Below are 25,783 nucleotides of genomic sequence, written 5' to 3'. Positions count from 1 at the left end.
CTACCGAGGACGGCCGGTGCCTCAGGCGAAGGTGAAGGTGCCGTCCGGGTCGACGTGGCCGGCCCGGCCGTGGGTCTCGTCGGCGAGGAACGCCGCCATGGCCGCCGGGTCGGTGGTGCCGCCCCAGGCGCGTCGGCCGTCGGCGAGCAGCGTGGCCACGATGGCCCGCTCGGGCTGGCTGTCCCGCCCGTGGACGACCACCGCGGTCTCGACGGTGGCCGGCTCGTCGACCACCTCCGCCAGCTCGCGGCTCGGCAGGGCGTCGACCTCGGGCTGGAGGTCGGCGTGGCGGTACGGGGTGGGCGGCGGGGTGGTGCTGTAGACGCCGAAGGCGTGCTTGGTGAGGAACCCGCCGTTGGCGGTCACCAGGCCGACGGCCCCGGCCTCGGCCCGCAGCCGCTCGACCATGGTGGCGATCGAGTGCGAGACGTAGTTGTTCCACGGGCCGCCGGCGAAGGACAGGCCACCGGTCACCGTGAGGGGCCGGTCGGTGCCCAGGCCCAGCTCCTTGGCGGCGATCTGCACGGCGCTGGGGAAGCAGGAGTACACGTCGACCGGGCCGAGGTCCTCGACGCCGACGCCGGCCAGCTCGAGCGCCTTGCGGCCGGCGAGGCGGATGGCCGGCGCCTCCGCCAGGTCCTGGCGGTTCGACACGAACCAGTGCTCGTGGGCGTCGGTGCCGGCCCACGGGAACACCCAGCGATCGGTGGGGATGGCCAGCTCCCGGGCCCGCTCGACCGAGCACACCACGAAGCAGGCGGCCTGCTCGACGGCGTTGTTGGCGTTCATGAGCTTGGTGTACGGGAAGCCCACCATGCGGTTGCGGGGCGTGGCCTCCCGGACCTCGGCGGGGGAGAAGGCCTGCTGGATCCAGGCGTGCGGGTTGGTGGCAGCCACCTCGCTGAAGCCGGCCCACAGCCGGGCCAGGCGGTCGCGGTGCTCGTCGATGGTCCAGCCCTCGCGAGCGCGGAGGGCGTTCTCGAAGAGGGGGTAGATCTCGATCGGCATCATCACCTTGCGAGCCCACTCGCCCGGGTGGGCGAGCGGCTCGGCGTTGGCGACCACCGCGGTGGGGGCGACGTCGTCGCCCTGCTGGGTCCACGCCAGCTCCGTGCCCGCCTTGCGGGAGGCGCTCCGCGTGCGCCAGGCCTCGGCCCCGCCGATGAGCACGGTGTCGGCGGTGCCGGCCTGGATCTCGAGGCACGCCCGGTTCAGCAGCGTCTGCGGGTAGTTGCCGCCGTCGTCGGTCTCGATGGTGCGCCGGGGCGAGATGCCCAGCTCGGCGGCGACCAGCGCCGCCGGGTCCCGGTAGCGCCAGGACAGGATCCGGATGACGGCGATGGTGTCGAGCGAGGCCAGCAGGCGGTCGCTGCCGCTGTCGGCGGCCGCGGCCCGGGCGGCCTGGGCGAGCAGCGCCGTGGGCTCCAGGGCCGTGGCGGGGTCGTCGCCGCGCTGCTCCACCTGGCCCACGGCCACCACCACGGGCGTGCGGGGATCGAGCGGTGCGGCTGCGGCGGGCAACGGGTCTCCTCGGGGTCGCTTGACCAAGCAGTCAAGAGGTCGGTCGACCGCCCGGTCAAGATCAGCCGGCGCGGGCCCGTCCCCTACGATCGCCGTCATCGAGATCCTCTTCGTCTGCACGGGCAACATCTGCCGCTCCCCGATGGCCGAGGCGCTCCTGCGCCGTCGGCTCAAGGAGGCCGGCGTGTCGGCGATCGTCACCTCCACCGGCTTCCGGTTCGACGGCCGGCCCGCGGAGCCGGGGGCCATCGCGGCGCTCGCCAAGCTGGGGATCGACGCCCGGCCCCACCGGTCGAGCACCGCCACCGCGGAGCGGGTGGCCGAGGCCGACCTGGTGCTCACCATGGAGCAGGCCCACGTCCGCGACCTCGCGGTGCTGCCCGAGGTCGAGTTCGCCAAGGTCTTCACCTTCCCCGACGCCGTCGAGCGGGCCGAGCAGATGGGGCCCCGTGGCCAGGAGCCCTTCGAGCAGTGGGTCCGGCGCATGGGCGCCGGGCGGGCGCCGAGCGACCTGCTCGCGAGCCGGCCCGACCTCGAGGTGCCGGACCCGATGGGCGGCTCCAAGCGCGCCTTCCGCACCTCGGCCGCCCAGATCGACGACCTGTGCCGCCGGTTCGTGGCGGTGGCCTTCGCCGAGCCCGGGCCCGACGACGTGACCTCCTTCGCCCACCGACCCACCCCAGGGAGCATCTGATGCGGATCGCCATCGGCGCCGACCACGCCGGCTTCGACCTCAAGGAGCACCTCGTCTCGGTGCTGCGCAACCTCGACCACACGGTCCTCGACCTCGGCACCGACGGCCTCGCCTCGGTCGACTACCCGGCCTACTGCGCGGCGGTGGGCCGCGCCGTCGTGCGCGGCGACGCCGAGCGGGGCATCGTCCTCGGCGGCTCGGGCCAGGGCGAGCAGATCGCCGCCAACAAGGTGGCCGGCGTCCGCGCCGCCCTCTGCAACGACCTCTACACGGCACGCATGGCGCGCGAGCACAACGACGCCAACGTCCTGTCGATCGGCGGCCGCATCGTGGCGCCGGCGCTGGCCGACGAGATCGTCGTCTGCTTCCTCCAGACCCCCTACCAGGGCGGTCGCCACCAACGACGGGTCGACCAGCTCGGCGAGATCGGCGCCTTCGGCACCGACGGCCGCGGCCTCGACGCCTACCTCGAGGCGCTGGTGCCCGGCATCGCCGCCCGCAGCTCCGCCCTTCCCCAAGGAGATCCCCGATGACCTGGCCAACCACTCGCGACACCGAGCTCTTCGACATCATCGACGACGAGCGCCGCCGCCAGAACACCACGGTGCAGCTCATCGCGTCGGAGAACTTCACCTCGCCCGACGTGATGGAGGCCACCGGCTCGGTCCTCACCAACAAGTACTCCGAGGGCTACCCGGGCAAGCGCTACTACGGCGGCAACGAGGTCATCGACCGCGCCGAGGACCTGGCGCGCGACCGCGTGAAGGAGCTCTTCGGGGCCGAGCACGCCAACGTGCAGCCCCACTCCGGGGCCAACGCCAACATGGCCGTGTACCTCGGCCTGCTCGACCACGGCGACACCGTGCTCGGCCTGCGCCTCGACCAGGGCGGCCACCTCACCCACGGCTCGCCGGTGAACGCCAGCGGCATCCTCTACGACTTCGTCTCCTACGGCGTCACGCCGTCGGACGAGCGCATCGACTTCGACCAGGTCCGCGACCTCGCCAAGGCCCACCGCCCCAAGATCATCGTGGCCGGCGCCACCGCGTACCCGCGGACCATCGACCCCGCCCCGTTCCGCGAGATCGCCGACGAGGTGGGTGCGCTGTTCATGTTCGACGCCGCCCACATCGCCGGGCTCATCGCCGGCGGCGTGCACCCGAACCCGGTGCCGCTGGCCGACATCGTCACCTTCACCACCCACAAGACGCTGCGCGGCCCGCGTGGCGGCGCCATCCTCTGCAAGGCCGAGCACGCCGCCGCCATCGACAAGGCGGTCTTCCCGGGCTCGCAGGGCGGCCCCCTCGACCACGTGATCGCCGCCAAGGCCGTGGCCTTCCGCGAGGCCGCCACGACGGAGTTCGCCGAGTACGCCCAGGCCGTGGTGGCCAACGCCGCCGAGCTGGCCCAGGCCCTGGCCGGACACGGCTTCCGCCTGGTCTCCGGCGGCACCGACAACCACCTGATGCTGGTGGACCTCCGCGGCTTCGACGAGGAGCTCTCTGGCAAGAAGGCCCGCCTGGTGCTCGACCGCGCCGGCATCAGCCTCAACGAGAACACGGTGCCCGACGACCCCCGCCCGCCCTACATCACCTCGGGCCTGCGCATCGGCACGCCGGCGGTCACCACGCAGGGCATGGGCCCGAGGGAGATGCGCGAGATCGCCTTCCAGATCCACCGCGTCCTCACCCACCGCGACGACGACGCCGTCATCGCCGAGACCCGCCAAGCCGTCGCCGACCTCTGCAGCAAGTTCGAGCCCTACCCCGTGTGAGGGGTGGGCGTCGGGCGGGGGTGTCCGCTTCGGTCGGTCTCGAGCGGCGATGATGGCGTGATCGACGTCTGCTCCCGCGCCGCCGCGCCCCGCCGCTGATGCCCACCACCTCGGCCTACGTGGTCGTGTTCGTGGTCGCCCTGGCCTCGACCTTCGCCATCACGCCGCTGTTCCGGTGGGCCGCCACCCGCCTCGGCGTGGTGGCCATGCCCACCGAGCGGGCGGTGCACACCACGCCCATCCCGTACCTGGGCGGCGTGGCCATGCTGTTCGGCTTCCTGGTGGCGCTGGGCGTCGCCTGGGCCTCGGGCGGCTTCGAGGTCATGTTCGACGGCGCGTCCACCGCGCTGGGCGTGGCCCTGGGTGCGGTGATCCTCTGCGCGGTGGGCACCCTCGACGACGTGCGCGACGTCTCGGCGCCGGCCAAGACGGCAGGCATCGTGTTCGGCGGGTCGGTCATGTACCTGCTGGGCGTGACGCTGCTGTACTTTCGCATCCCGTTCGTCGACGGGTTGATCGTGCTGGGGCCGGACCTGGCGCCGCTCGTGACCGTGCTGTGGGTGGTGGGCATGGCCAACGCCGTGAACCTCATCGACGGCCTCGACGGGCTGGCCACCGGCATCGTGGCCATCGCCGCGGGCTCCTTCTTCCTCTACGGCCACCGGCTGGCCAGCAACACGCCCGAGCGACTGGCCGTGCTGGCGCCGGAGAACCCCAGCCCGCTCATCGCGGTGATCGTGGCCGGCATCTGCCTGGGCTTCCTGCCCCACAACTTCAACCCGGCCCGGATCTTCATGGGCGACGGGGGCGCGCTGATGCTCGGCGGGCTGATGGCCGCCTCCACCATGCTCGTCGGCGGCCAGACCAGCGTGGAGGTGTCCGGCCAGGTCTTCTTCTTCTTCGCCCCGCTGTTCATCCCGTTCTTCGTGATGGGCGTGCCGATCTTCGACACCGCCTTCGCCATCTTCCGGCGGGCCCGCAAGCGCACCGGCATCAACGAGGCCGACAAGGACCACCTGCACCACCGGCTCATGCGGCTGGGCCACGGGCACCGGCGCAGCGTGGTGATCCTGTGGCTCTGGACCGGCCTCTTGTCGCTGTTCGTGCTGTACCCCGTGTACACCAGCAAGGGCGACGGGCTGGTGCCGATCGCGGTGCTGGCGCTGGCCCTGGTGCTGCTCACGTTCTTCTATCCCGGCATCCGCCGCGTGCGCCGGGAGGACGAGGCCGAGGCCGTCGCCGAGGGCGCGATCACCGCCGCGGCGGGCGGGCACGAGGACGATCCCGAGGTCACGGCGCCCTAGCCCCTCGGACCCGGTCCGAGCGGGGCGCCGAACTTGCCGGGTTGTGAAGGTTGTGCGTAGATTGCGATTGCGTTCACAAGCGCCAGGGCAAGGGATCTGCCAGACTGCCCGCCGCTTGGAACCGCACCTTTCGCCATGAGTGATCCGCACCTCACCGCCCCGGGCAACGCTGCCCCCTCCGGCCCCGCCGAGTCGCCCTCGGCGGCCCCGGCGAGGACCCTCGGCGACCGTCCGGTGCAGAAGCGCAACCCGGTCGCCCGCTTCGTGCTGGCCTCCGCCGCCGGCACCTCGAGCCCGCTGCACCGCGACAACTACGCGGTGGCCACCAACCGGGGCTACGGCGAGGCCATGGGCCGCGGCCTGGAGCTCGCCCTCACCCTGCTGGTGATGGTCGGCCTCGGCTACGGCGTCGACCACCTGGCCGGCACCGCCCCGCTCTTCACCATCCTCTTCAGCGTGCTCGGCTTCGCCGGCATCTCGGTCAAGCTCTACGTGGGCTACGACCTCGAGATGCGCCGGCACGAGGACGGCGCCATCTGGAACCGGGGCACGTCCGGCCAGGACCGCAGCTCCTCGGGCCCGGAGGCCACGGCGTGAGCACCACCAGTGCCGCCTCGGTCATCGCCAGTCGCGACCTCGGTCCGGCCCCCGAGCGCGACGTCGCCCGCGACCTCATCAAGCACGGGCTCCTCGCCCTGCCGGTCGCCCTGCTCGCCGGGCTCCTCGGCTGGGGCACCGCCGGGCTGGCCTCGGTGGCCTTCGCCGCCGGCCTCGTGCTCGCCAACTTCTGGCTGGCCGCCGCCCTGCTCGGCTGGGCCGCCCGCATCTCGCTCGGCCTCCTGATGGGCGTCTCGCTCTTCGGGTTCCTGATCCGCATCGGCATCATCGGTGCTGCGGTCATGGCCGTCCGCAACCAGGCGTGGGTGGCCACCACCCCCCCTGGCCGCCACCCTCGTGGTGGCCCACCTCGGTCTCCTCTTCTGGGAGACCCGTTTCGTGTCCGCATCGCTGGCCTTCCCCGGCCTCAAGCCCACCTCTGAGGAGTCGTGAGCGTGCTCGCACTCGAGTTCCCGCCGCTTAGCCACATCGTCAACTGGCCCGGCCTCGCCGGCGACGGCCAGTGGTGGGAGATCAACAAGGTCGTGCTGGTGTACGGCGCTGCCGTGCTCTTCACCCTCCTGATCTTCATCCTGGGCAACAAGAAGCAGCTGGTGCCCACCGGAGCGCAGAACCTGGCCGAGATGGCGGTGGAGTTCGTCGAAGACGGCATCGTCATGGAGACCATGGGCAAGGAGGGCATCAAGTACACGCCCTACCTGCTGAGCCTCTTCTTCTTCATCTTCTTCACCAACATCTTCGAGGTCATCCCGATCATCCAGATGCCGGCCTCGGCCCGCATCGCGCTCCCGATGTTCCTCGCCCTGCTGAGCTACGTCATCTACCACGGCGCCGGCTTCAAGAGCCACGGCATCGGCTACATCAAGCACGCCCTCGTGCCGCCCGGCGTGCCGGTCGCCCTGCTGATCCTCGTGGTGCCGATCGAGTTCATCTCCAAGTTCCTGGTGCAGCCGTTCAGCCACACCGTGCGTCTGTTCGCCAACCTGCTCGCCGGCCACATCCTCCTGGTCACCTTCGCGGTGCTCTCCAGCGGGCTCGTGGTGGCCAAGTGGTACGTGGTGTTCTCGCCGCTGCCCATCATCGGCGTGATCTTCTTCACCGCCTTCGAAGTCCTGGTGTCGTTCCTCCAGGCCTACGTGTTCACCCTGCTCACCGGCGTGTACATCAACGCCGCCCAGAGCCACGAGCACTGAGCCGACGGGCTCACCGAAACAGCGTTTCCTTCTCCACCCATCCAGCAGCACCAAACCCAGAAAGGCCGGGAGACCACCAATGCTCCTCGCAGAGATCAGCAACAAGGGCCTCGCCGCTCTCACCTACGGCCTCGGCGCCATCGGCCCGGGCATCGGCATCGGCTACCTCGTCGGGCAGGCCGTCCAGGCCATGGCCCGTCAGCCCGAGTCCGCCGGCATGGTCCGGACCACGATGTTCCTGGGCATCGCGTTCGTCGAGGCGCTCGCGCTCATCGGCTTCGTGGTGTTCTTCCTCGCCGGCGCCTGATCAGGAGACCACCACATGCAACGCATTCGACTGCTGTTTGCAGCAGCCGCGATCTTGCTCCTGGGCTTCCTGAGCTTCCCCCACCCGGCTTCGGCCGCGGAGGAAGAGGCGAAGTACAAGGACAAGTACACCGAGGAGTGCGCCCACATGCTCGCCGAGGGCAAGACCCTCGACGACTGCCAGACGGCTCCCAACCCGCTGCTGCCCGAGACCAACGAGATCATCTGGGGCGTCGTCGGCTTCGCCGTCGTGTTCGGGGCGATCGCCTGGAAGGGCCTCCCGGCCATCAAGGGCAGCATGGACGCCCGGACCGAGCGCATCCGCTCTGACCTCGACGCCGCCGAAGCGCAGCGCACCGAGGCCACCGGCGTGCTCGCCGAGTACCAGGCCCAGCTCACCGACGCCCGGTCCCAGTCGGCCGCCATCATCGAGGAGGCCCGCCAGGCCGCCGACGAGGTGAAGGCCACGCTGGTCGCCAAGGCCGAGGCCGACGTCGCCGAGATGCGCACCAAGGCCGCCGCCGACATCGAGGCCGCCAAGGTGCAGGCCATCGCCGACCTCCGTGGCGAGGTGGCCAACCTGGCCATCGGTGCCGCCGAAGAGGTCGTCGGGGCCAACCTCGACCGTGACGCCAGCGTCGCCCTCGTCGAGGCCTACATCGACCGGGTCGGAGCGAACCGCTGATGGCCGACGACCGCACCACGGCGTACGCCGAGGCACTCTTCGCGGTCGCCCGGGCCGAAGGCCCGCTCGCCGAGATCGAGGACGAGCTGTTCCGGGTGGCCCAGGTCGTGCGGGGGAACGACGAGCTTCGTGACAAGCTCGCCGACCCGCACATCCCGGTCCCCACCCGGCAGCAGATCGTCGTCGACCTCCTCGACGGCAAGGCCACGCCGGCCACGGTGAACCTCGTTTCGCTCGTGGTCGGCAACGGCCGGGTCCGCGACCTGCCGGCCATCGTCGACGCCCTCGTGGCGAAGGCGGCCAGCGAGGCCAGCGCCGAGGTGGCCGAGGTCCGCTCCGCCATCGCCCTCAGCGACGACCAGAAGAGCCGCCTCGCCACCGCCCTCGGGCAGGCGACCGGCAAGAAGATCGAGGTCAAGGTCATCCTCGACCCCTCCATCCGGGGCGGGCTCGTGGCCCAGATCGGCGACACCGTCATCGACGGCTCCGTCCGCCGGCGCCTCGACCAGCTCAAGAACGCCCTCTAAGACGCCACCAAGGCACCAGGAGAACACGGCACATGGCCGAGCTCACGATCAACACCGAAGACATCACCGCCGCACTGCGCAAGAACCTGGCGAGCTTCAAGCCCGACCTGGCCGCTGCGCAGGTGGGTCGCGTGCTTCGAGGTCGGTGACGGCATCGCCACCGTCGGGGGCCTCCCCGACTGCGCCGTCAACGAGATGCTCGAGTTCGAGAACGGGACCATCGGCCTCGCGCTCAACCTCGACGAGGACTCGATCGGGGCCGTGGTCCTGGGCGAGGTCGGCGACATCGAGGAGGGCCAGGTGGTGCGAGCCACCGGCGAGATCCTCTCGGTGCCCTGCGGCGACGGCCTCCTCGGCCGCGTGGTCAACACGCTGGGTGAGCCGGTCGACGGCAAGGGCCCGCTGACCAACGTCGGCACCCGCCGCATGGAGGTCCAGGCGCCCGGGATCATGGGTCGCAAGCCCGTGCACGAGCCCCTGCAGACCGGCATCAAGGCCATCGACTCGATGACCCCGATCGGCCGTGGCCAGCGGGAGCTGATCATCGGCGACCGCAAGACCGGCAAGACCACGATCGCCATCGACACGATCATCAACCAGAAGGGCCTGGGGGTGAACTGCGTGTACGTCGCCATCGGCCAGAAGGCCTCCACGGTGGCGCAGACCGTCGCCACCCTCGAGCAGTACGGGGCCATGGACTACACCGTGGTCGTCGTCTCGCCCGCCTCGGACCCGGCGCCCTTCAAGTACCTCGCTCCCTACACCGGCTGCGCCATCGGCCAGCACTGGATGGAGAACGGCCAGCACGCCCTCGCGGTGTACGACGACCTGTCCAAGCAGGCCGAGGCCTACCGCTCGGTGTCGCTGCTGCTCCGCCGCCCGCCGGGGCGCGAGGCCTACCCGGGCGACGTCTTCTACCTCCACAGCCGGCTCCTCGAGCGGGCCGCCAAGCTCAGCGACGCCAACGGCGCCGGCTCCATGACGGCCCTGCCGATCATCGAGACCAAGGCCGGCGACATCTCGGCCTACATCCCCACCAACGTGATCTCGATCACCGACGGCCAGGTCTTCCTGGACGACGACCTCTTCAAGTCCGGCACCCGCCCGGCCGTGAACGTCGGCCAGTCGGTGTCCCGGGTGGGCGGTGCGGCCCAGATCAAGGCCATGAAGACCGCCGTGGGCACCCTCAAGGGCGACCTCGCCCAGTTCCGCGAGCTCGAGGCCTTCGCCTCCATGGGCTCCGAGCTCGACGCCGTCTCGCAGGCCACGCTCGACCGGGGCTACCGCCTCACCGAGCTGCTCAAGCAGGGCCTCAACTCCCCGCTGCCCGTCGAGGCCCAGGTCGTCGTGATCTACGCCGGCACCAACGGCTACCTCGACCCCGTGGCCGTCACCGACGTGAAGCGCTACGAGTCCGAGCTCATCGAGTTCCTCAACGCCCGCCACAGCGGCCTGATGTCCAGCATCGTCGACACCGGCAAGCTCGACGAGGACGCCCTCAAGGCCGCCCTCGCCGACTTCGCCAACGAGTTCGGCACCCTCGCCGACTCCGAGGCCTAGGAGCAACTGACGTGGCAGGTGGCCAAGAGCGTGCCCTGAAGCGGCGGATCAAGTCGGTCCAGTCGACCAAGAAGATCACCAAGGCGATGGAGCTCATCTCCGCGAGCCGCATCGCCAAGGCGCAGGAGCGCGTGGCCGCCGCCCGTCCCTACAGCGAGCGCATCACCGAGGTCATCCGCAACCTGGCCGCTGCCGGCGCGGCGGGCGACAGCCCGCTGCTGAACCCCCGCACCGAGGTCACCACCGTGGCCTACGTCGTGGTGGCCGCCGACCGCGGCCTCGCCGGCGGCTACAACTCCGCCGTCATCCGCGGCGCCGAGCGGCGCATGGCCGCCGACCAGGAGGCCGGCAAGCAGACCGCCCTCATCACGGTCGGCAAGAAGCCCACCGGCTACTTCCGCTTCCGGGGCTACGAGATCGCCGCCAGCTTCACCGGCTTCAGCGACGCCCCCACCTACGAGGACGCCCGCGAGGTCGCCGCCCACGTGGCGGAGAAGTTCGAGTCGGGCGAGTACTCCGAGGTCCACCTCGCCTACACCAGCTTCCTCTCCATGGGCAGCCAGGTGGCCGAGGTCGTCCAGTACATGCCCCTCGACAACGCCGCCATCGACGACGCCGCCGAGAAGAGCGGCCCGTCGGCCGACTACGAGTTCGAGCCCGACCCGTCGGAGATCCTCGAGCGCCTCCTGCCCCGCTACGCCGAGGCCCGGCTCTACGCCGCCTTCCTCGACGCCGCGGCCTCGGAGCACGCCGCCCGCCAGCGGGCCATGAAGTCGGCCACCGAGAACGCCGAGGACATGATCGTCCGCCTGGGCCGGGTCATGAACCGGGCCCGCCAGGACGCCATCACCACCGAGATCATGGAGATCGTGGGCGGCGCCGAAGCGCTCCGCCAGGCGCAGACCGACGGCAGCGACCTGCTCGTCGACAAGGTCAACGTCGAAGACATCTTCAAGCACACGCACATCACCCCGCACCGCACCGATCACTTCAGCGCAGGAGACCAGTCATGACCATCACCAACGAGCCCGGCACGGCCCGCAAGGAAGGCCGCGTCGTCACCATCGCCGGCCCGGTGGTCGACATCGAGTTCCCGCCCAACTCGCTGCCGGAGATCAACACCTGCGTGGCCATGACCGTCGAGCTCGACGGCAAGACCTCGGAGATCCGGGCCGAGGTGGCCCAGCAGATCGGCGACAACCGGGTCCGGGCCATCTGCCTGCGCCCCACCGACGGCCTCCGCCGCGGCACCGCGGTGGTCAACACCGGCGCCGGCATCACCGTGCCGGTCGGCGACAAGACCCTCGGCCACGTGTTCAACGTGATCGGCGAGCCGCTCGACATCACCTCCGAGGAGCTCGGCGAGGTGGCCGACCGGTGGGAGATCCACCGCCCGGCCCCCAGCTTCGACGCCCAGGAGCCGTCCTCGATCATCTTCGAGACCGGCATCAAGGTCATCGACCTGCTCACCCCCTACAAGCAGGGCGGCAAGATCGGCCTGTTCGGCGGCGCCGGCGTGGGCAAGACGGTGCTCATCACCGAGATGATCCGCCGCGTGGCGCAGAACCACGGTGGCGTGTCGGTGTTCGCCGGCGTGGGCGAGCGCACCCGTGAGGGCACCGACCTCATGATCGAGATGGAAGAGTCCGGCGTGCTCGAGAAGGCCGCCCTGTGCTTCGGCCAGATGGACGAGCCCCCGGGCGTGCGCCTCCGCGTGGCCCTCTCGGCGCTGACCATGGCCGAGTACTTCCGGGACGTGCAGGAGCAGGACGTGCTCCTGTTCGTGGACAACATCTTCCGGTTCACCCAGGCCGGCTCCGAGGTGTCCACCCTCCTCGGCCGCATGCCGTCGGCCGTGGGCTACCAGCCCACCCTGGCCGACGAGATGGGCGTGCTGCAGGAGCGGATCACCTCCACCCGGGGCCGGTCCATCACCTCGCTGCAGGCCGTGTACGTGCCCGCCGACGACTACACCGACCCGGCGCCGTTCACCTCGTTCACCCACTTCGACGGCACCACCGAGCTGAGCCGCGACATCGCCGCCCTCGGCATCTACCCGGCGGTCGATCCGCTGGCGTCGAGCTCCACCATCCTCGCCCCCGAGGTCGTCGGCGACCGCCACTACAACGTGGCCCGCCGGGTGCAGCAGATCCTGCAGCGCTACAAGGAGCTCCAGGACATCATCGCCATCCTCGGCCTCGACGAGCTGTCGGAAGAGGACAAGGTCACCGTGTCCCGGGCCCGCAAGGTCCAGCGCTTCCTGTCGCAGCCGATGTACGTGGCCCAGACCTTCACCGGCCTGGAGGGCATCACCACCCCCGTCGAGGAGACCGTCGAGTCCTTCGAGGCGCTCGTCAACGGCGACCTCGACGACCTGCCCGAGCAGGCGTTCCTGAACGTCGGTGGCGCCGAGTCCGCCCGGGCCAAGGCCGCCGAGCTGCGCAAGTCCGCCGGGGAGTGAGGGTCACCTCATGACGCTCAAGGTCCAGGTCGTCTCTCCGGAGCGCATCCTCTGGTCGGGCGAGGCCGAGATGGTCACCGCCCGCACCGTCGAGGGTGGCGACATCAGCTTCCTCACCGGCCACGCCCCCTTCGTGGGCGCCCTCGAGATCGGCAAGGTCATCGTCCGCCCCGAGGAGGGCGCGGATGTCACCTTCGCCGTGCACGGCGGCTTCGTGGAGGTGTCCAACGACGAGGTGTCGCTGCTCACCGACGTGGCCGAGTCGGCCGAGCTGATCGACGCCGAGCGGGCCGCCAAGGCCCGTGACGCCGCCAAGGCCGCCACCGCCGCCGACAGCACCGACGCCGAGGCGCAGGCCGCCCTGCGCCGGGCCGAGCTGCGCCTGGACGTGGCCGGCGTCTCCAGCGCCGCCTGAACCGCCGCCCTCCGGGGCACCCCGCCACGCCGTCGATGGCCGCCCTCCGGGGCGGCCATCGCCGCGTCCAGGCTCGGGTGCCAGGAAGTTAGTGACTGCTCACGCACTTCGTTGCTAGGCTGCCCGGGTGCCCACGCAAGAGGAACGCCGCAGCAGCACCCGTGCCCGCCTGCTCGAGGCCGCCGCCGACGTGCTGGTCGAGGCCGGGGCGACCGGCTTCACCACCACCGCGGTGGCCGAGCGGGCCGGGGTCTCGCAGGGGGCGGTGTTCAAGCACTTCGCCACCAAGGCCGACCTGCTGGCGGCCACCGTCGCCTCGATCTTCGCCGGACTGGTGGCCCGCTACGAGGGCCAGTTCGTGGCCAGCGATGCGGCCGCCGCGCCGGCCGATCGGCTGGGTGCCGGGCTCGACCTCCTGTGGGAGATCTTCCAGGACGAGCGCCTGCTCGCCGCCTACGACCTGTTCACCGCCGCCCGCACCGACGCCGACCTGCAGGCCGACCTCCAGCCGGTGGTGCGGGCCCACGTGGCCAACCTCCACGCCCTGGCCGAGCTGCTCTTCGCCGACCTGCTCGTCGACGACGTCGACCGCCTGCACGACGCCGTCGACCTGGCGGCGGCCACCATGCAGGGCCTGGTGGTGAACCGGGTGGCGGTGGCGGCCCCGGAGACCGAGGCCCGGGTCCTGGCCATGCTCCGGCACTGGGTGGCGGATCGCCTCGCCCTGCGCCAGGAGGCCGGTCGATGAGCGCCGTGGCCCACCCGCCGGACCTCACGGTCTACGCCGTGCCGGCGTTCGTCGCCCTGGTGGTGGCCGAGCTGGTCGTGCTGCGCCGGCGGAAGCGCCGCCTCGACGGCCGGGACTTCTGGGCGTCCATCGCCATGGGCGCGGTGAGCCTGCTGACCATCAACCTGCTGATGGGCCTGGCCGGCTGGTGGTTCGCCACCCTGCTGTGGCAGCACCGGGCCTTCGACCTCGGCACCAGCTGGGCCGGCTGGGCCGTGGCGCTGGTCGGGTGGGACCTCATCTACTACTGGGACCACCGGCTGAGCCACGAGGTCCGGTTCTTCTGGGCCTCGCACGTGAACCACCACTCCAGCCAGCAGTACAACCTGAGCACCGCGCTGCGGCAGCCGTGGACGGCGTTCCAGACCGCCCTCATGGTGGCCACGCTGGCCCTGGTGGGCGTGCGGCCCGACCTGATCGTCCTCTCGGGCGCCATCAACCTGCTGTACCAGTTCTGGATCCACACCGAGGTCGTCGGGCGCCTCGGACCGCTCGAGTGGGTGCTCAACACGCCGTCGCACCACCGGGTGCACCACGGCTCGAACGCCCGCTACCTCGACCGCAACTACGGCGGCATCCTGATCGTGTGGGACCGGCTCTTCGGCTCGTTCCAGGCAGAGGACGAGGTGGTGGTCTACGGCCTCACCAAGGACATCGAGACCTACAACCTCTGGACCATCGCCTTCCACGAGTGGGCCGCCCTCGGCCGCGACGTCCGCCGGGCCCACGGCCTCGACCGCCTCCGCCACCTGGTGCGGGGCCCGGGTTGGCAGCCTGCGGCCGGGGCGGCGCCCACCCCCGTCGACGCCGCCACGGCCTGACCTGCCGCCGGCCTGGGGCGCGCCCCATCGTCGGACGAGGGCGGTCGTGCGACCGTGGCGGGGTGCCGAGCTGGACCCCCAACCGCGAGGACGTGCGCTTCGACGCCGGGCTGGCCGCCAAGGCGGCCACCGAGTGCGACGAGGTCGCCGCCCGACTGGGCACCCAGGCCTCGGCCATGGCCGCCCCGGCCGACGCAGCCCGGGCCGACTGGACGGGCCGGACCCGCACCGACTTCGACGCCGGGATGGATCGGCTGGCCTCGGAGCGCAGCACCACCGGCGCCGCGCTGACCGCGCTGGCCGAGCGCATCCGAGCCGCGGCCGCCGCCGCCCGGGCCGAGCAGGACCACCGGGTGGCCGAACGGGCCCGCTGGCAGCGCGAGCTCGAGGCCGAGCAGGCCGCCAACCCGCCGTGCCAGCCGCACCGGCCCTGCTGATGCCCGCTTGCCGGCCCGACCGACTCACCGCCTTCGCCACCGACGTGGCGGCGGCGTCCCGCCTCACCGAGGTCGACGTCTCGGCGCTGGCCACCGCGCTCGACGCGTTCCGGGCCAGCGCCGGCTGGGACGAGTTCCTCTCCGACGTCCCGCCGCTCGACGTCGACGCCGGGGCGTGGAACGGCAGGGCCGCCGCCCTGGCCGGCTGGACCGGGCGGGTGGCCGCCGAGTTCCAGCGGCTGGACGCCGACCCGCTCGACGGCGTGTGCGAGCTCCCGGCTTGGCGCGACCTGTTCCTGCCCCCGGTGCCGGTCGACGACGGGCCGTCGCTGGTGCAGGACGGCGACCGTTGGATCCTCTCGGGCACCGACCAGGCCGACCACGTGCGCCTGGAGCGCCAGGCCGACGGCGGCTACGTGGCCTTCGTCGGCCAGTACGACCCGGCCAGCGACGCCATCGTCTACGAGCAGGTGCCCATCACCGCCGCCCAGGCCCGCGGCCTCACCATCCGGGTGGGCGCCGGCAACGACGTCGTGGAGGTCCCCGCCGACCAGGACCTGCGCATCACCACGTGGACCGGCTCCGGCGACGACCTGGTGGGGGACTCGTCCGGCAACCCCCTCGTCGGCGTCGGTGGCGGGGGCGACGAGCGCATCTTCCTGGGCGACGGCAACGACGTGGCCTACGGCGGGGCCGGCGACGACGCGATCTACGGCGGTGACGGCACCGACGTGGTCGACGGCCAGGACGGCGACGACCTGCTGGTGGGCGGCGACGGGACCGACCAGGGCTACGGCGGCCGAGGTGACGACCACCTCTCCGGCGGCCGCGACGACGACAGCCTCGAGGGCGGCTCCGGCGACGACCACCTCGAGGGCTCGGATGGCAACGACATCCTCTCCGGCGGGCGAGGCCAGGACACGATGCTCGGTCAGACCGGTGACGACGTCCTCATGGGCGGCCGCGACGCCGACCAGGCCGACGGCGGCGTCGGGACCGACCGCATCGTGAAGGAGCAGGACGAGGTCAGCCACGGCGGCGAGGACGTCGTGAACCTCGAGCTCACCGGCGAGCCGGGCTCCTACGCCATCGAGATCGTGCAGCCGGCGTGGATGAGCGACGGGGAGTTCGCCGCCTGGCAGGAGCGGATCGACAGCGACCTCGAGCTGCTGCGCACCACCGAGAGCGGGCGGGCCGGCCTCGCAGCCTTGGACCAGGCGTCGCGGGACAGCGATTCGGGGTGGAACCCCTTCGACCGGGACAAGAAGATCCGGATCTTCCCGTACGGCGACGACGAGGGGGCCTTCACCCTCGACCCCGACGGCAAGGGACCGAAGCCCGAGCGCGGCTACCGCACGTCGGACTGGCTGACCGGCAACACCCAGCCCCAGCCCAGCTACGCCTCGCCGCCCGGCGGCGCCCTGCCCGACGACTCGCTGGTGAACTACGCCGACCACCGCAACGGCCTCTACACCGGTTCCCAGCCGCCGGCCACGGTGCTGTTCCACGAGCTCTCGCACACCTACGACCAGATCAGCGGCGGTACGCCCGACGGGACGTTCGTGGAGGAGGTCGTCGATGCCGACGGCAACGTGATCGACACGCGCGAGTACAACCGGGCCGAGCTGAACTCGGTGGGCTTCGACGTGGACGGCGACGGTGACATCGACACCTTCGACTCCGACGGCGGTCGCCACCACCCGACCGAGCTGACCGAGAACGCCATCCTCGACGAGCTGGGCCTGCCCGCACGCGAGGCCTACGGCTGGCCGCCCGGACCGGGCGAGCACATCACCATCGAGAGCTACGACGACTGATGGAGCGCCACCTCGTGCCCCGCACCCTTGCCGCCCTCGCCGTCGCCGGCCTGCTCGCCTCGTGCGGGTCGAGCGCCGACGACGGCTCGCAGCCCACCCGGAGCACCACCGTGCCCACCGCCGACGAGGACGCATCACGTTCCCCGGCGGCCGACGCCCCCGCGGCGGGACCGTCGAAGGCGCTGCGCGCCGCGGCCGCGACGCCCGACGGCCTGCTGGCGGTGGTGGCCGACGGCGGTCGCCTGCAGATCACCGTCACCGCCGGCCCGTCGCCGGTGCTGGCGCTGTCGGACCTGTCGGCCGCCCAGGTCGAGGTCGACGGCGACCACTGGCAGGTGTCGCTCGCCCGGCCCGACGGAGGCCGCGGCCAGGACGCCGACCGGGCCGCGTCGTGGGCCGCCCTCGTCGTGCAAGCCGGCGACTCGGTGGCGGTGGGCCCCTACGAGCTCGGGCCCAAGCCGCCGTCGTCGGTGGAGGTGTGCCTGGAGGTCGTCGTGCCGACCACGGCCCAGGCCCGGCGCGAGACCGGCACCGCCGTGCGCCTGCCCGACCGCGACGGCCCCGCCAGCCTCCTCTGCCGCGCCATCGACCTCTGAACCCGCCGCCCGGGCTCACGCCTGGTCCGAGCAGGCGGGGCGTCGCGGGGCGCCCGTGCGACCCCTCGGCACGTTCCGTCGCTGCGAGGAGGGCAAGGGCTCCTGACGCTCGGTCGGACGGCGCTGGGTGGCCTCCGGAGCCGCTCGCTCGCACCAGGCTGACCGGCTGCGAGTCGAGCGACCGGGTGGTCACCCGAAGTCGATCGTGCTGAACTCCTTGAGCTTCTGGAGGCGGTGGCGGGCGTTGATGAGGCGGACGGTGCCGGACTGGGAGCGCATCACCAGGGACTGGGTGGTGGCGCCGCGGCTGTCGTAGTGGACGCCCTTGAGCAGCTCGCCGTCGGTGATGCCGGTGGCAGCGAAGAAGCAGTTGTCGCCGGCCACGAGGCGGTCGGCGTCGAGGACCTCGGCGAGGTCGTAGCCGGCGGCGACGGCGGCCTGGCGCTCCTCGTCGTTGCGGGGCCAGAGGCGGCCCTGGATGGCGCCGCCCATGCTCTTGAGGGCGGCGGCGGTGATGACGCCCTCGGGCGTGCCACCGATGCCGAGCAGCATGTCGGCGCCGGACTCGGGCCAGGCGGTGGAGATGCCGCCGGCGACGTCGCCGTCGGGGATGAGGCGGAGGCGGGCGCCGGCCTGGCGCAGCTCGCCGATGATGTCGTCGTGGCGGGGCCGGTCGAGCACGACCACGGTGACCTCGTGGACCTGCTTGCCGAGGGCCTTGGCCACGGCGTTGACGTTCTCGGTGGGCGTGGCGGTGATGTCGATGGCGTGGGCGGCGTCCGGGCCGGCGGCGATCTTCTCCATGTAGACGCAGGGCCCGGGGTCGAACATGGTGCCCCGCTCGGAGACCGCGATGACGGCGACCGCATTGCCGCGGCCGAGGGCCGTCAGCGTGGTGCCGTCGACCGGGTCGACGGCGATGTCGGCCTGGGGCGGGGTGCCGTCGCCGATGCGCTCGCCGTTGTAGAGCATGGGCGCCTCGTCCTTCTCGCCCTCGCCGATGATCACCACGCCGTCCATGGGCACGGTGTCGAGCACGATCCGCATGGCGTCGACGGCGGCGCCGTCGGCGCCCTCCTTGTCGCCCCGGCCCACCCAGCGGGCGGCGGCGAGGGCGGCGGCCTCGGTGACGCGCACGAGCTCCATGGCCAGGTTTCGGGTGGGGACCTGCTTCTCGGACATGGGCGCAGGGTAGTGGGTGGCGCCCAGCCGCCCCGAGGCCGGTGACCGCTCGTGGCGGGTACGTTGCCCTCCGTGCCCGAGACCCTGGCTGCCGTCGACGTCGGCACGAACTCCCTGCACCTGGTGGTCGCCCGCACCACCGACGGCGACCGCTTCGAGGTGGTGTCGCGGGAGAAGGAGATGGTGCGCCTCGGCTCCGGCTCCACCGACATGAAGGAGCTGGCCCCCGACGCCGTAGACCGGGCCGTCGCCGCCCTCGAGCGGTTCCGCCGCATCGCCGAGAGCCACGGCGCCCCGCTGCGCGCGGTGGCCACCAGCGCGGTCCGCGAGGCCGAGAACCGCGACGTGCTCCTGCACCGGGCGCTGGACGAGGCCGGGGTGGAGATCGAGGTGGTGTCCGGGGTCGAGGAGGCCCGCCTCATCCACCTCGGGGTGCTGCAGGCGCTGGAGGTGTTCGACCGGCGCATCCTGCTCTGCGACATCGGCGGCGGCTCCACCGAGCTGCTGCTCGGCGAGCAGGGCGAGGTGCTGGCGTCGGTGAGCGTGAAGCTCGGCGCGGTGCGGCTCACCAACCGCTTCTTCGCCCACGAGGCCCTGCACCCCTCGGCGGTCGACTCCTGCCGGCGCCACGTGCAGGAGGTGCTCTCGTCGTTCGACCGACCCGTGCGCGACCACGGCTTCGAGCAGGCGATCGGCTCCTCCGGCACCATCGAGCAGGTGCTGCGCATCGCCCGCGGGCTGGCGGGGGAGGAGCCGCTGCGCACGCTCAACGGGGCCGTGCTCACCCGCAAGCAGATCGGCCTGGTGGTGGAGGCGGCCGTCGAGGCCCGCCGGGCGGGCACCACCGACCTGCTGCCGGACCTCGACCCCAAGCGGGCCGACATCCTGCTCGCCGGTGCGCTGGTGCTGGAAGGCGTGGCCAAGCGCTTCGGGATCCGGGAGCTGGTCCTCAGCGAGTACGCCCTGCGCGAGGGCGTCTTCCTCGACACCATCGCCCGCCGGCGGGGCGGCTCGCTGCCCCACCTGCGCGACGTGGCTCGACGCAGCGTGGTCGACCTGATGGTGGCGTGCGACGAGGACCCTGGGCACTCCGAGCACGTCGCGGCCCTCGCCCTCGAGCTCTTCGACGCCGCCGCCGAGCACCACGGCCTGGGCGCCGAGGCCCGGGCCCTCCTCGAGGCGGGAGCGCTGCTGGCCAACGTGGGCCTGGTCATCTCCCACGGCCAGCACCACAAGCACAGCTACTACCTCATCCGGAACTCCGATCGGCTGGTGGGCTTCACCGACGGCGAGATCGAGGTCGTGGCGCAGATCGCCCGCTACCACCGCAAGAGCGCGCCCAAGCCCTCGCACCCCGACTGGGCGGCGCTGCCCGAGGACGACCAGCGGGTGGTGCGGGTCGCCGCCGCGGTCCTGCGGGTGGCCATCGGCCTGGACCGCTCCCACGCCCGCCTGGTCATCGGCGTCGGCCTCGAAGCGCGCCAGCGACGGCTTCGCCGTGGTGGTCCGCCCGGCGTCGCCCGAGGCCGATCCCGCCCTCGAGGTGTACGCCGCCGCCGAGCGCAGCGGCCTGCTCGCCGACGTCCTCGGCGCCCCGGTGTCGGTGGTCCTCGGCGCACCCTGACGCCGGCCCGCCGGTCGCCTCGAGGGCGGGCGGACGGACGGCTCACGATCTCCGGCCACGGGCCGACGGGTACCGGATGGCGACGGCGCAGGGCACCACGTTCGATCCGGCGGGGCCCGTCCGGGCGGTGGCCCGCCCCGATCGGCGCTTCCAGCTCCTCGGCGGGCTGGCCCTGGTGGGCGGGATCGGCCTGGGCGCCCTCATCGTCGGCCTCCTGGCCCTGGTCCACCTCGCCTTCCTGCCCGCCGTGGTCCTGCTCGTGGTCGCGCTGCTGGCCCTGAGGACGGTCCTGACCCGACGGTGCCTCGCCGAGCTGCGGCTCGAGGGCGAGGAGCTGGTGGTGGAGGGGGCCGACGGGGCCTGCACCCGCTTCGCCCTCGCCGACGTGGGTGGCCTCGGCCACCGTGGCCCGGTCTGGCTCGACCACCTCATCGACGGCCCCCGCATCCCCGGGAGCGACCAGACGTCGCACCTCGTCGTGGTCGGCCGGGCGGGCGACGTGCTCACCGCCCGCCGGGCGGCCTGGTTCGCGGTCTCGGACCTGCACGCCCTCGCCGCCGCCGCCGGCACCCCTTGGCTGGGCCGCCGCAGCCCGGCCGTGCCGGTGCTGCCGCGCCGTCCGCCGACCGGGATCGACCCCGTGCCGCCGGGACGCCACGACCCGGCGCTGGCCGCAGCGGTCGGCGACGTCCGGGCCCGTCGTCGTCGACGGCTCGAGGCGTACGTCCTGGTGCTCGCCATCGGCATCGCGGCGGGCCTGTCGGTGGGGTCGCCGTCGGGGGCGCGCCACGACCCGCTGGTGGCGGTGTCGACCGTCGGCTACGTCCTCGGGTTCTTCCTGCTGGTCCTCGCGCCGCTGAACGAGGACCGCTCCGGACCGGTCTCGCGCCTCTGGCGCTCCCCGCTGAGCTGGGACCTGCGCGAGGGCGTGGTGGTGGCCGGGGGCGGCGACGACGCCAACGCCCGGGCCCTCGGGATCGTCGCCCCGGGCGAGCCCTGGCCGTCGTCCTGGTTCGCCGTCCGGTCGGGCGGCGGCTCGGGCTGGCTCCAGGGCGACCAGCGGGAGTGGTTCTGGGTGGGCACGGAGGCCAAGGGCACCCGTGCCCTGGTGGCCCCGGTCGACCGCAGCCGGGTGGCGATGGTGACGGCGGGCTCGCGAGACCGGGCCAAGCGCGACGGCGCAGCGGCTCGCTACCGCCACTCCCACCTCTTCCAGGCGGGCCCGGCCCCGTGGCCGACGGCCGCGTTCCCCGGGGGCCCGGCCGCAGGCCCGGCGCCGGTCGGCTGGGGCGTGCCCGTCGGCCCGCCCGGCGCCAGCCTGCCGGGGTGGGCGCCGCCGGTGCCCTACGGGCCACCGGCCGCCGGCACCGGCCTGCCCGCGTGGGCGCCTCCTCCGCCTCCTCCGCCTCCGCCGCCACCGGCTCCGCCGGCTCCGCCGGCTCCCGTGGGCCCGCCCGGTTGGGTGCCGGCCGTGGGCCCGCCGGAGCCGCCGCGGCCCTGGTGAGCCGCGGGCCTCGGTGGACCGTCGGGGCCTCGACGACGTGCGAAGCTGCGGGCCATGGCGACTCGGATCTGTCCTGACTGCGGGGCCCAGTACGTGGCCACCGTGCGCCGCTGCATCGACTGCGACGTCGTGCTCGTCGACGAGGTGGCGCCTGCGGCCGAAGGCGAGGCGGCGGCCTCCACGGCCGAGCCGGTGGGCGATGGCGACCAGGTGGGCTACGAGCTCGACGGCTGGGGCAACCAGCTCAAGGTGACCCTCGAGGGCATGCTCGACCGGGCCGGCGTCCCCCGGGCCTGGGAGGCGGGCGCCCTGGTCGTCGCCGCTCGGGACGAGGCCGTCGTCGACGACCTGATCGCCACGCTCGAGGGCGGCGACGTGGCCGAGCTCGACGACGACGTGCCCCGCGTGGCCCTGGAGATCGAGGGGCTCGACGCCGACGGCCACGCCGACCTCGACGCCCGCCTCCTCGCCCAGGCCGTCCCCCACGCCTGGGACGACGACGGCGCCCTCCTGGTGGCCGAGGCCGACGAGGAGCAGGTCCTCGCCATCATCGAGGAGGCCCTCGACCACGACCTCGTGGAGGCCGACGACGGCCTGGCGGCGCAGCAGGCGCTGAGCGACCTGTACGTGGCGGTCGACAAGCTGGCCAAGGGCCCCGACGAGCGCAAGCCGGCCACCGCCTACGTGCGCGCCGCCGCCGCCCTCGACGGCCTCGCCGTCCCCTACGGCTTCGGGCTCGACGACTGGTCGTCGCTGACCGCCGAGGCCTCGGCGCTGGCCGACCTGGTGGCCGTCCACGCCGACCCCCTCCCGACGGCGGATGCCGAGCCCGGGGAGGACGACGACGCCAACGACGACATCGACGATGCGAACGACGCCGTCGCCGCCGACGAGGTGGGGGCGGACGACACCGAGGACGAGCTCGACGCCGAAGCGGCCGAGGTCGCGACCCCTGACGCGGACGACGACGCCGGGGACGGCGACGATGGCGTGGACGGTGCCGGGGACGTCGACGACGAGGACGACGGCGAGGAGCGGCTGGAGCAGGCCCGCGCCGCCGCCCGGGCCCTCCGAGCCCGGCTGGTCGACCTGGTCTGACCGAGCCGTTGGGGTGTCCGCCCCAGTTTCACGGAGGGTGAGATCGGGCAGAGTGGGCAGGCGGTGAGCGGCCCCCGTGGCCCCCCCTCGCACCTTCCCCCCAGCACCACCGGAGCTTCCCCCCGATGCGACGACCCCTTCGATCCGGTATCGGCAGCCGTGGCTTCCTCTCGGCCGGCACCGCCGCGGTGCTCGTCGTCAGCTCGCTGGCCATGGTCGTGGGCACCGGGTTCAGCTTCGGCGAGACCCGGCTCAAGGACGGCGTCACGTGGATCTTCGACCGCAAGAAGGGCGAGGCGGTCCAGGTCAACGGCTCGTCGGGCAAGGTGGGCGCCCGCATCGTCATGCCGGGCACCAAGGGCGAGGACATCGTCATGGTGCAGCGCGACGGCAAGGTGTGGGCGGTCGACAAGAAGTCCGGGGAGGCGGCCAGCCTCGACGTCAACGACCTCAAGGTGAAGGCCCGCACCGACTTCGGGACCAAGGACGACATCCAGCCGGTGATGGGCGACGAGGCCGGCTTCCTGGTGAACCGGGACGACGGCACCGTGCAGCGCATCGACCCCCAGGGGATGGAGTCGCTCGGCAAGCCGGTCTCGGCCGGCACCAAGCTCAGCAACGCGGTGGCCGACGATGCCGGTCGCCTGTGGGTGGGGCGCAACGCCACCGGCGAGGTGCTCCGCATCGACCCCGACGGGGCCAACGGCCTGACGATCGCCGTGCGCAAGCAGCTGGCCGGCAAGGGCGCCCAGCTCTCGATCAGCGTCACCGACGACGGCATCGTGGTCACCGACGCCAAGAGCGGCAAGCAGTGGCGCCTCGACGCCGACGGCAACGAGGTCGGCGACTTCCAGGCCGAGCTGCCGGCCCCGCCGCCGCCGGACGTGCCGGTCACCCCGGAGTACTCGAGCGGCCCCTACGTCCCGATCGTCACGCCGGACGACGGCGGCTACTCGGTGGTGCCGCCCCCCACCCAGCCGGGTGGCGGCGGCCAGGCCGTCGACCCGATCCCCATGGACGACCTGCCCACCAACCTGCCGTCGGACGCGCTGACCCACCCGGCGGTCACCCTCGGCGACCGCCTCTACGTCCCGGTGCCGGGCGAGAGCGTGCTGATCGTGCTCGACCTGAAGGGCACCTACCTCGACACCATCGCCGTGCCCGGCGAGGGTGGCTTCCAGCTCATCCTCGACGACGGCCACCTCTGGGTGAACGACCCCGACGACCCGGAAGCCCTGCGCATCGACGCCGACGGCACCGTCACCACCGTCGAGAAGTCGGCTCCCGACGTGCCCATCACGCCGCCCAAGGACGACCCGAAGCCGCCCAAGGACGACGACGACAAGGGCCCCAAGCCCCCCCACCGACGGCGGCGACGACCCGGGCACCACCACCACCACGATCCCCCCCCACCACGACCACGACGGTCCCGCCCACCACCGTCCCGGTCACCACCCCGCCCACCACGATCCCGCCGCAGCCCACCACCACCGTCAAGAACCCGGACCCGCCCGGGCCGGTGACCAAGCTCGCGGCCGGCGCCAAGCGGCGCTCGGTCGCGCTGACCTGGGGACTTCCCGCCGACACCGGTGGGGCCAAGATCACCGGCTACGCCATCTCGTGGAAGCCCAAGGGGGCCTGCCCCAACAGCAAGGTCGCCCCCGCTGCCGGCCAGATGCAGGCGAAGGGCAACGCCGGCGGAGCCACCGTGGCCGGCCTGGCCAACGAGTGCGCCTACACCTTCACGGTGGTCGCATCGAACGTGGCAGGCGCCGGTGGTCCGGCATCGGTCGATGGCACGCCCACGGCCGACCAGCCTCCAGCACCGGCTCCCCCCACCGCCGCCACCGAGCACGCCGGGGCCCAGACGACGGTCACCTGGGGCGAGCCAGAGCTCGAGGGTCAGACCGAGCAGGGCTTCTACCTCGTCGCCATCGATGGCCAGGGGAACAAGGTGCCGTTGCCGCCCGTCGGCGCCGGTGCTCGGAGCGCCAACGTGCCCGCCACGGCCAACGGCGGGGCGGGGACGCTGGTCCTCGGCCGGAACTACACCTTCACGCTGGCGGTGGCGACGACCAAGCCGGGGGCGACTGCGCCGATCACCAGCCCACAGAGCAAGCCGTCGAACGCCGTCGAGGTGTTCGCCGGGCCGTCGGCGCTGAACGTGAGCAAGACCCGCATCGGGCCCCAGGCGTTCCGGTTCACCGTCCAGGCCACCTGGCAGGGCAAGGTCGGCCAGATCTCGGCGGCGGGGGCCGCCACCGGCGTCCAGGACGGGGCCGGGCCGGTGACCTACGACGTCAACGTGCCGTGGGGCCAGTCGGCCAACGTGAGCTTCTCGGCCAGCATCCCGAGCGCGCCGGACGCCCCGGCCCAGACCGCGTCCCGGGCCCCCACCAACCCGCTGCCGCAGTTCACGAGCGGGCCGCAGGCGGTGTGGGGCCCCTGTTCCAACAACCCCGACATCTCGGGGGACAAGGTGCACGAGAACGGCTACTGGACCGCCAACGTCGACTTCGGTGGCGAGGGGGCCCGGGAGTACTCCGACAACTTCCAGAGCACGTGGGCCTACGCCTACGGCACGAACCAGCCGTCGCCCACCCAGGGGAACGAGGGCTTCGGCACGCCGCCCACCCAGATGCTCGACGGCATCATGCGCACCAACGGCCGCCGCCACGAGGACCAGTACACGTTCTTCGTCCAGTTCCGGTTCCGGGTCCAGGGCTACGGGTGGGTCACCTCCACCCGCACGGTGGCCAACAGCCCCGACTGCGCCGGCGACTGATCGTCACCCGGTCGGGGTATGCCGGCCCCACCCCGCTCCGCTCCTCGGGCCGGCCTCGAGCTGCCCGCCGAACC

24 protein-coding genes and 1 pseudogene are annotated in these 25,783 nt (G+C 72.7%); 23 read left to right on the top strand and 2 right to left on the bottom strand.

The window, feature by feature from the left end; all coding sequences use genetic code 11:
* Nucleotides 1–21: 21 nt before the first annotated feature.
* Complete coding sequence (locus tag KSP35_RS10520; RefSeq protein ID WP_217001588.1) at nt 22–1,521, bottom strand: acetyl-CoA acetyltransferase; 1,500 nt, start codon at nt 1,519–1,521, stop codon at nt 22–24.
* 142 nt (nt 1,522–1,663) lie between these two features.
* Between KSP35_RS10520 and KSP35_RS10515 the strand changes: the two genes are divergently transcribed.
* From KSP35_RS10515 to KSP35_RS10425, 19 genes and pseudogenes are all read left to right on the top strand, one after another.
* Nucleotides 1,664–2,215 (top strand): hypothetical protein, encoded by a 552-nt coding sequence (locus KSP35_RS10515; protein WP_217001586.1) that lies wholly within the window; start codon nt 1,664–1,666, stop codon nt 2,213–2,215.
* Nucleotides 2,215–2,748, top strand: a complete 534-nt coding sequence (rpiB, locus tag KSP35_RS10510; protein WP_217001584.1) for a ribose 5-phosphate isomerase B — start codon at nt 2,215–2,217, stop codon at nt 2,746–2,748. The genes KSP35_RS10515 and rpiB overlap by 1 nt, the downstream gene beginning before the upstream one ends.
* Nucleotides 2,745–3,989: a serine hydroxymethyltransferase gene (gene glyA, locus KSP35_RS10505; RefSeq protein ID WP_217001582.1), complete on the top strand. Its 1,245-nt coding sequence runs from the start codon at nt 2,745–2,747 to the stop codon at nt 3,987–3,989. The genes rpiB and glyA overlap by 4 nt, the downstream gene beginning before the upstream one ends.
* Before the next feature lie 98 nt (nt 3,990–4,087).
* Complete coding sequence (locus KSP35_RS10500; RefSeq protein ID WP_217001580.1) at nt 4,088–5,293, top strand: glycosyltransferase family 4 protein; 1,206 nt, start codon at nt 4,088–4,090, stop codon at nt 5,291–5,293.
* Nucleotides 5,294–5,428: 135 nt separating this feature from the next.
* Nucleotides 5,429–5,890, top strand: coding sequence for an AtpZ/AtpI family protein (locus KSP35_RS10495; protein WP_217001578.1), 462 nt, complete (start codon nt 5,429–5,431; stop codon nt 5,888–5,890).
* On the top strand, nt 5,887–6,333 hold the full coding sequence (locus KSP35_RS10490; RefSeq protein ID WP_217001576.1) for an ATP synthase subunit I: 447 nt from the start codon (nt 5,887–5,889) through the stop codon (nt 6,331–6,333). The genes KSP35_RS10495 and KSP35_RS10490 overlap by 4 nt, the downstream gene beginning before the upstream one ends.
* A gap of 12 nt (nt 6,334–6,345) precedes the next feature.
* Complete coding sequence (atpB, locus tag KSP35_RS10485; protein WP_217001574.1) at nt 6,346–7,104, top strand: F0F1 ATP synthase subunit A; 759 nt, start codon at nt 6,346–6,348, stop codon at nt 7,102–7,104.
* Nucleotides 7,105–7,183: 79 nt separating this feature from the next.
* Complete coding sequence (gene atpE, locus KSP35_RS10480; protein ID WP_217001572.1) at nt 7,184–7,411, top strand: ATP synthase F0 subunit C; 228 nt, start codon at nt 7,184–7,186, stop codon at nt 7,409–7,411.
* Between the two features lie 15 nt (nt 7,412–7,426).
* Nucleotides 7,427–8,095, top strand: a complete 669-nt coding sequence (atpF, locus tag KSP35_RS10475) for a F0F1 ATP synthase subunit B (RefSeq protein WP_217001570.1) — start codon at nt 7,427–7,429, stop codon at nt 8,093–8,095.
* Complete coding sequence (gene atpH / locus KSP35_RS10470) at nt 8,095–8,622, top strand: ATP synthase F1 subunit delta (protein ID WP_217001568.1); 528 nt, start codon at nt 8,095–8,097, stop codon at nt 8,620–8,622. Before atpF ends, atpH begins: the two co-directional genes overlap by 1 nt.
* 32 nt (nt 8,623–8,654) lie before the next feature.
* Nucleotides 8,655–10,182, top strand: a pseudogene (atpA, locus tag KSP35_RS10465) (F0F1 ATP synthase subunit alpha).
* 11 nt (nt 10,183–10,193) lie between these two features.
* Nucleotides 10,194–11,195 carry a F0F1 ATP synthase subunit gamma gene (locus KSP35_RS10460; RefSeq protein WP_217001566.1) on the top strand — a complete coding sequence of 334 codons (1,002 nt, stop codon included), beginning with the start codon at nt 10,194–10,196 and terminating at the stop codon, nt 11,193–11,195.
* On the top strand, nt 11,192–12,643 hold the full coding sequence (gene atpD / locus KSP35_RS10455; protein WP_217001564.1) for a F0F1 ATP synthase subunit beta: 1,452 nt from the start codon (nt 11,192–11,194) through the stop codon (nt 12,641–12,643). Before KSP35_RS10460 ends, atpD begins: the two co-directional genes overlap by 4 nt.
* 10 nt (nt 12,644–12,653) lie before the next feature.
* On the top strand, nt 12,654–13,058 hold the full coding sequence (gene atpC / locus KSP35_RS10450; protein WP_217001562.1) for an ATP synthase F1 subunit epsilon: 405 nt from the start codon (nt 12,654–12,656) through the stop codon (nt 13,056–13,058).
* A gap of 127 nt (nt 13,059–13,185) precedes the next feature.
* Complete coding sequence (locus tag KSP35_RS10445) at nt 13,186–13,806, top strand: TetR/AcrR family transcriptional regulator (RefSeq protein WP_217001560.1); 621 nt, start codon at nt 13,186–13,188, stop codon at nt 13,804–13,806.
* Entirely contained in the window at nt 13,803–14,666 is an 864-nt protein-coding gene (locus KSP35_RS10440; protein WP_217001558.1) for a sterol desaturase family protein, read from the top strand. The genes KSP35_RS10445 and KSP35_RS10440 overlap by 4 nt, the downstream gene beginning before the upstream one ends.
* Nucleotides 14,667–14,728: 62 nt before the next feature.
* A complete protein-coding gene (locus KSP35_RS10435; protein WP_217001556.1) occupies nt 14,729–15,103 on the top strand; it encodes a hypothetical protein in 375 nt (124 codons plus the stop codon).
* A complete protein-coding gene (locus tag KSP35_RS10430) occupies nt 15,079–16,920 on the top strand; it encodes a M91 family zinc metallopeptidase (protein WP_217001554.1) in 1,842 nt (613 codons plus the stop codon). The genes KSP35_RS10435 and KSP35_RS10430 overlap by 25 nt, the downstream gene beginning before the upstream one ends.
* Complete coding sequence (locus tag KSP35_RS10425) at nt 16,920–17,516, top strand: hypothetical protein (RefSeq protein WP_217001552.1); 597 nt, start codon at nt 16,920–16,922, stop codon at nt 17,514–17,516. The genes KSP35_RS10430 and KSP35_RS10425 overlap by 1 nt, the downstream gene beginning before the upstream one ends.
* 189 nt (nt 17,517–17,705) lie before the next feature.
* On the opposite strand, the gene glpX is transcribed toward KSP35_RS10425, so the two are convergent.
* Nucleotides 17,706–18,698 (bottom strand): class II fructose-bisphosphatase, encoded by a 993-nt coding sequence (gene glpX / locus KSP35_RS10420; protein ID WP_254127090.1) that lies wholly within the window; start codon nt 18,696–18,698, stop codon nt 17,706–17,708.
* 72 nt (nt 18,699–18,770) lie between these two features.
* Between glpX and KSP35_RS10415 the strand changes: the two genes are divergently transcribed.
* The 4 genes from KSP35_RS10415 to KSP35_RS10400 all read left to right on the top strand — a co-directional run bounded on the left by KSP35_RS10415 (nt 18,771) and on the right by KSP35_RS10400 (nt 25,709).
* The gene (locus tag KSP35_RS10415) at nt 18,771–20,603 is read left to right on the top strand and encodes a Ppx/GppA phosphatase family protein (RefSeq protein ID WP_217001550.1); all 1,833 of its coding nucleotides are present in this window, start codon (nt 18,771–18,773) and stop codon (nt 20,601–20,603) included.
* A 1,277-nt stretch (nt 20,604–21,880) separates the two neighbouring features.
* Nucleotides 21,881–22,924 (top strand): hypothetical protein, encoded by a 1,044-nt coding sequence (locus KSP35_RS10410; protein WP_217001548.1) that lies wholly within the window; start codon nt 21,881–21,883, stop codon nt 22,922–22,924.
* A 125-nt stretch (nt 22,925–23,049) separates the two neighbouring features.
* Nucleotides 23,050–24,447 carry an SMP-30/gluconolactonase/LRE family protein gene (locus tag KSP35_RS10405; RefSeq protein ID WP_217001546.1) on the top strand — a complete coding sequence of 466 codons (1,398 nt, stop codon included), beginning with the start codon at nt 23,050–23,052 and terminating at the stop codon, nt 24,445–24,447.
* Nucleotides 24,444–25,709: a fibronectin type III domain-containing protein gene (locus KSP35_RS10400; RefSeq protein ID WP_217001544.1), complete on the top strand. Its 1,266-nt coding sequence runs from the start codon at nt 24,444–24,446 to the stop codon at nt 25,707–25,709. The genes KSP35_RS10405 and KSP35_RS10400 overlap by 4 nt, the downstream gene beginning before the upstream one ends.
* The last annotated feature ends 74 nt before the right edge of the window (nt 25,710–25,783 follow it).

The organism is Aquihabitans sp. G128 (genome assembly GCF_019048865.1).
Classification (GTDB): domain Bacteria; phylum Actinomycetota; class Acidimicrobiia; order Acidimicrobiales; family Iamiaceae; genus Aquihabitans.
Note: the sequence above shows the minus strand (reverse complement) of the source record. Positions and strands in the feature narration are given on the sequence as shown.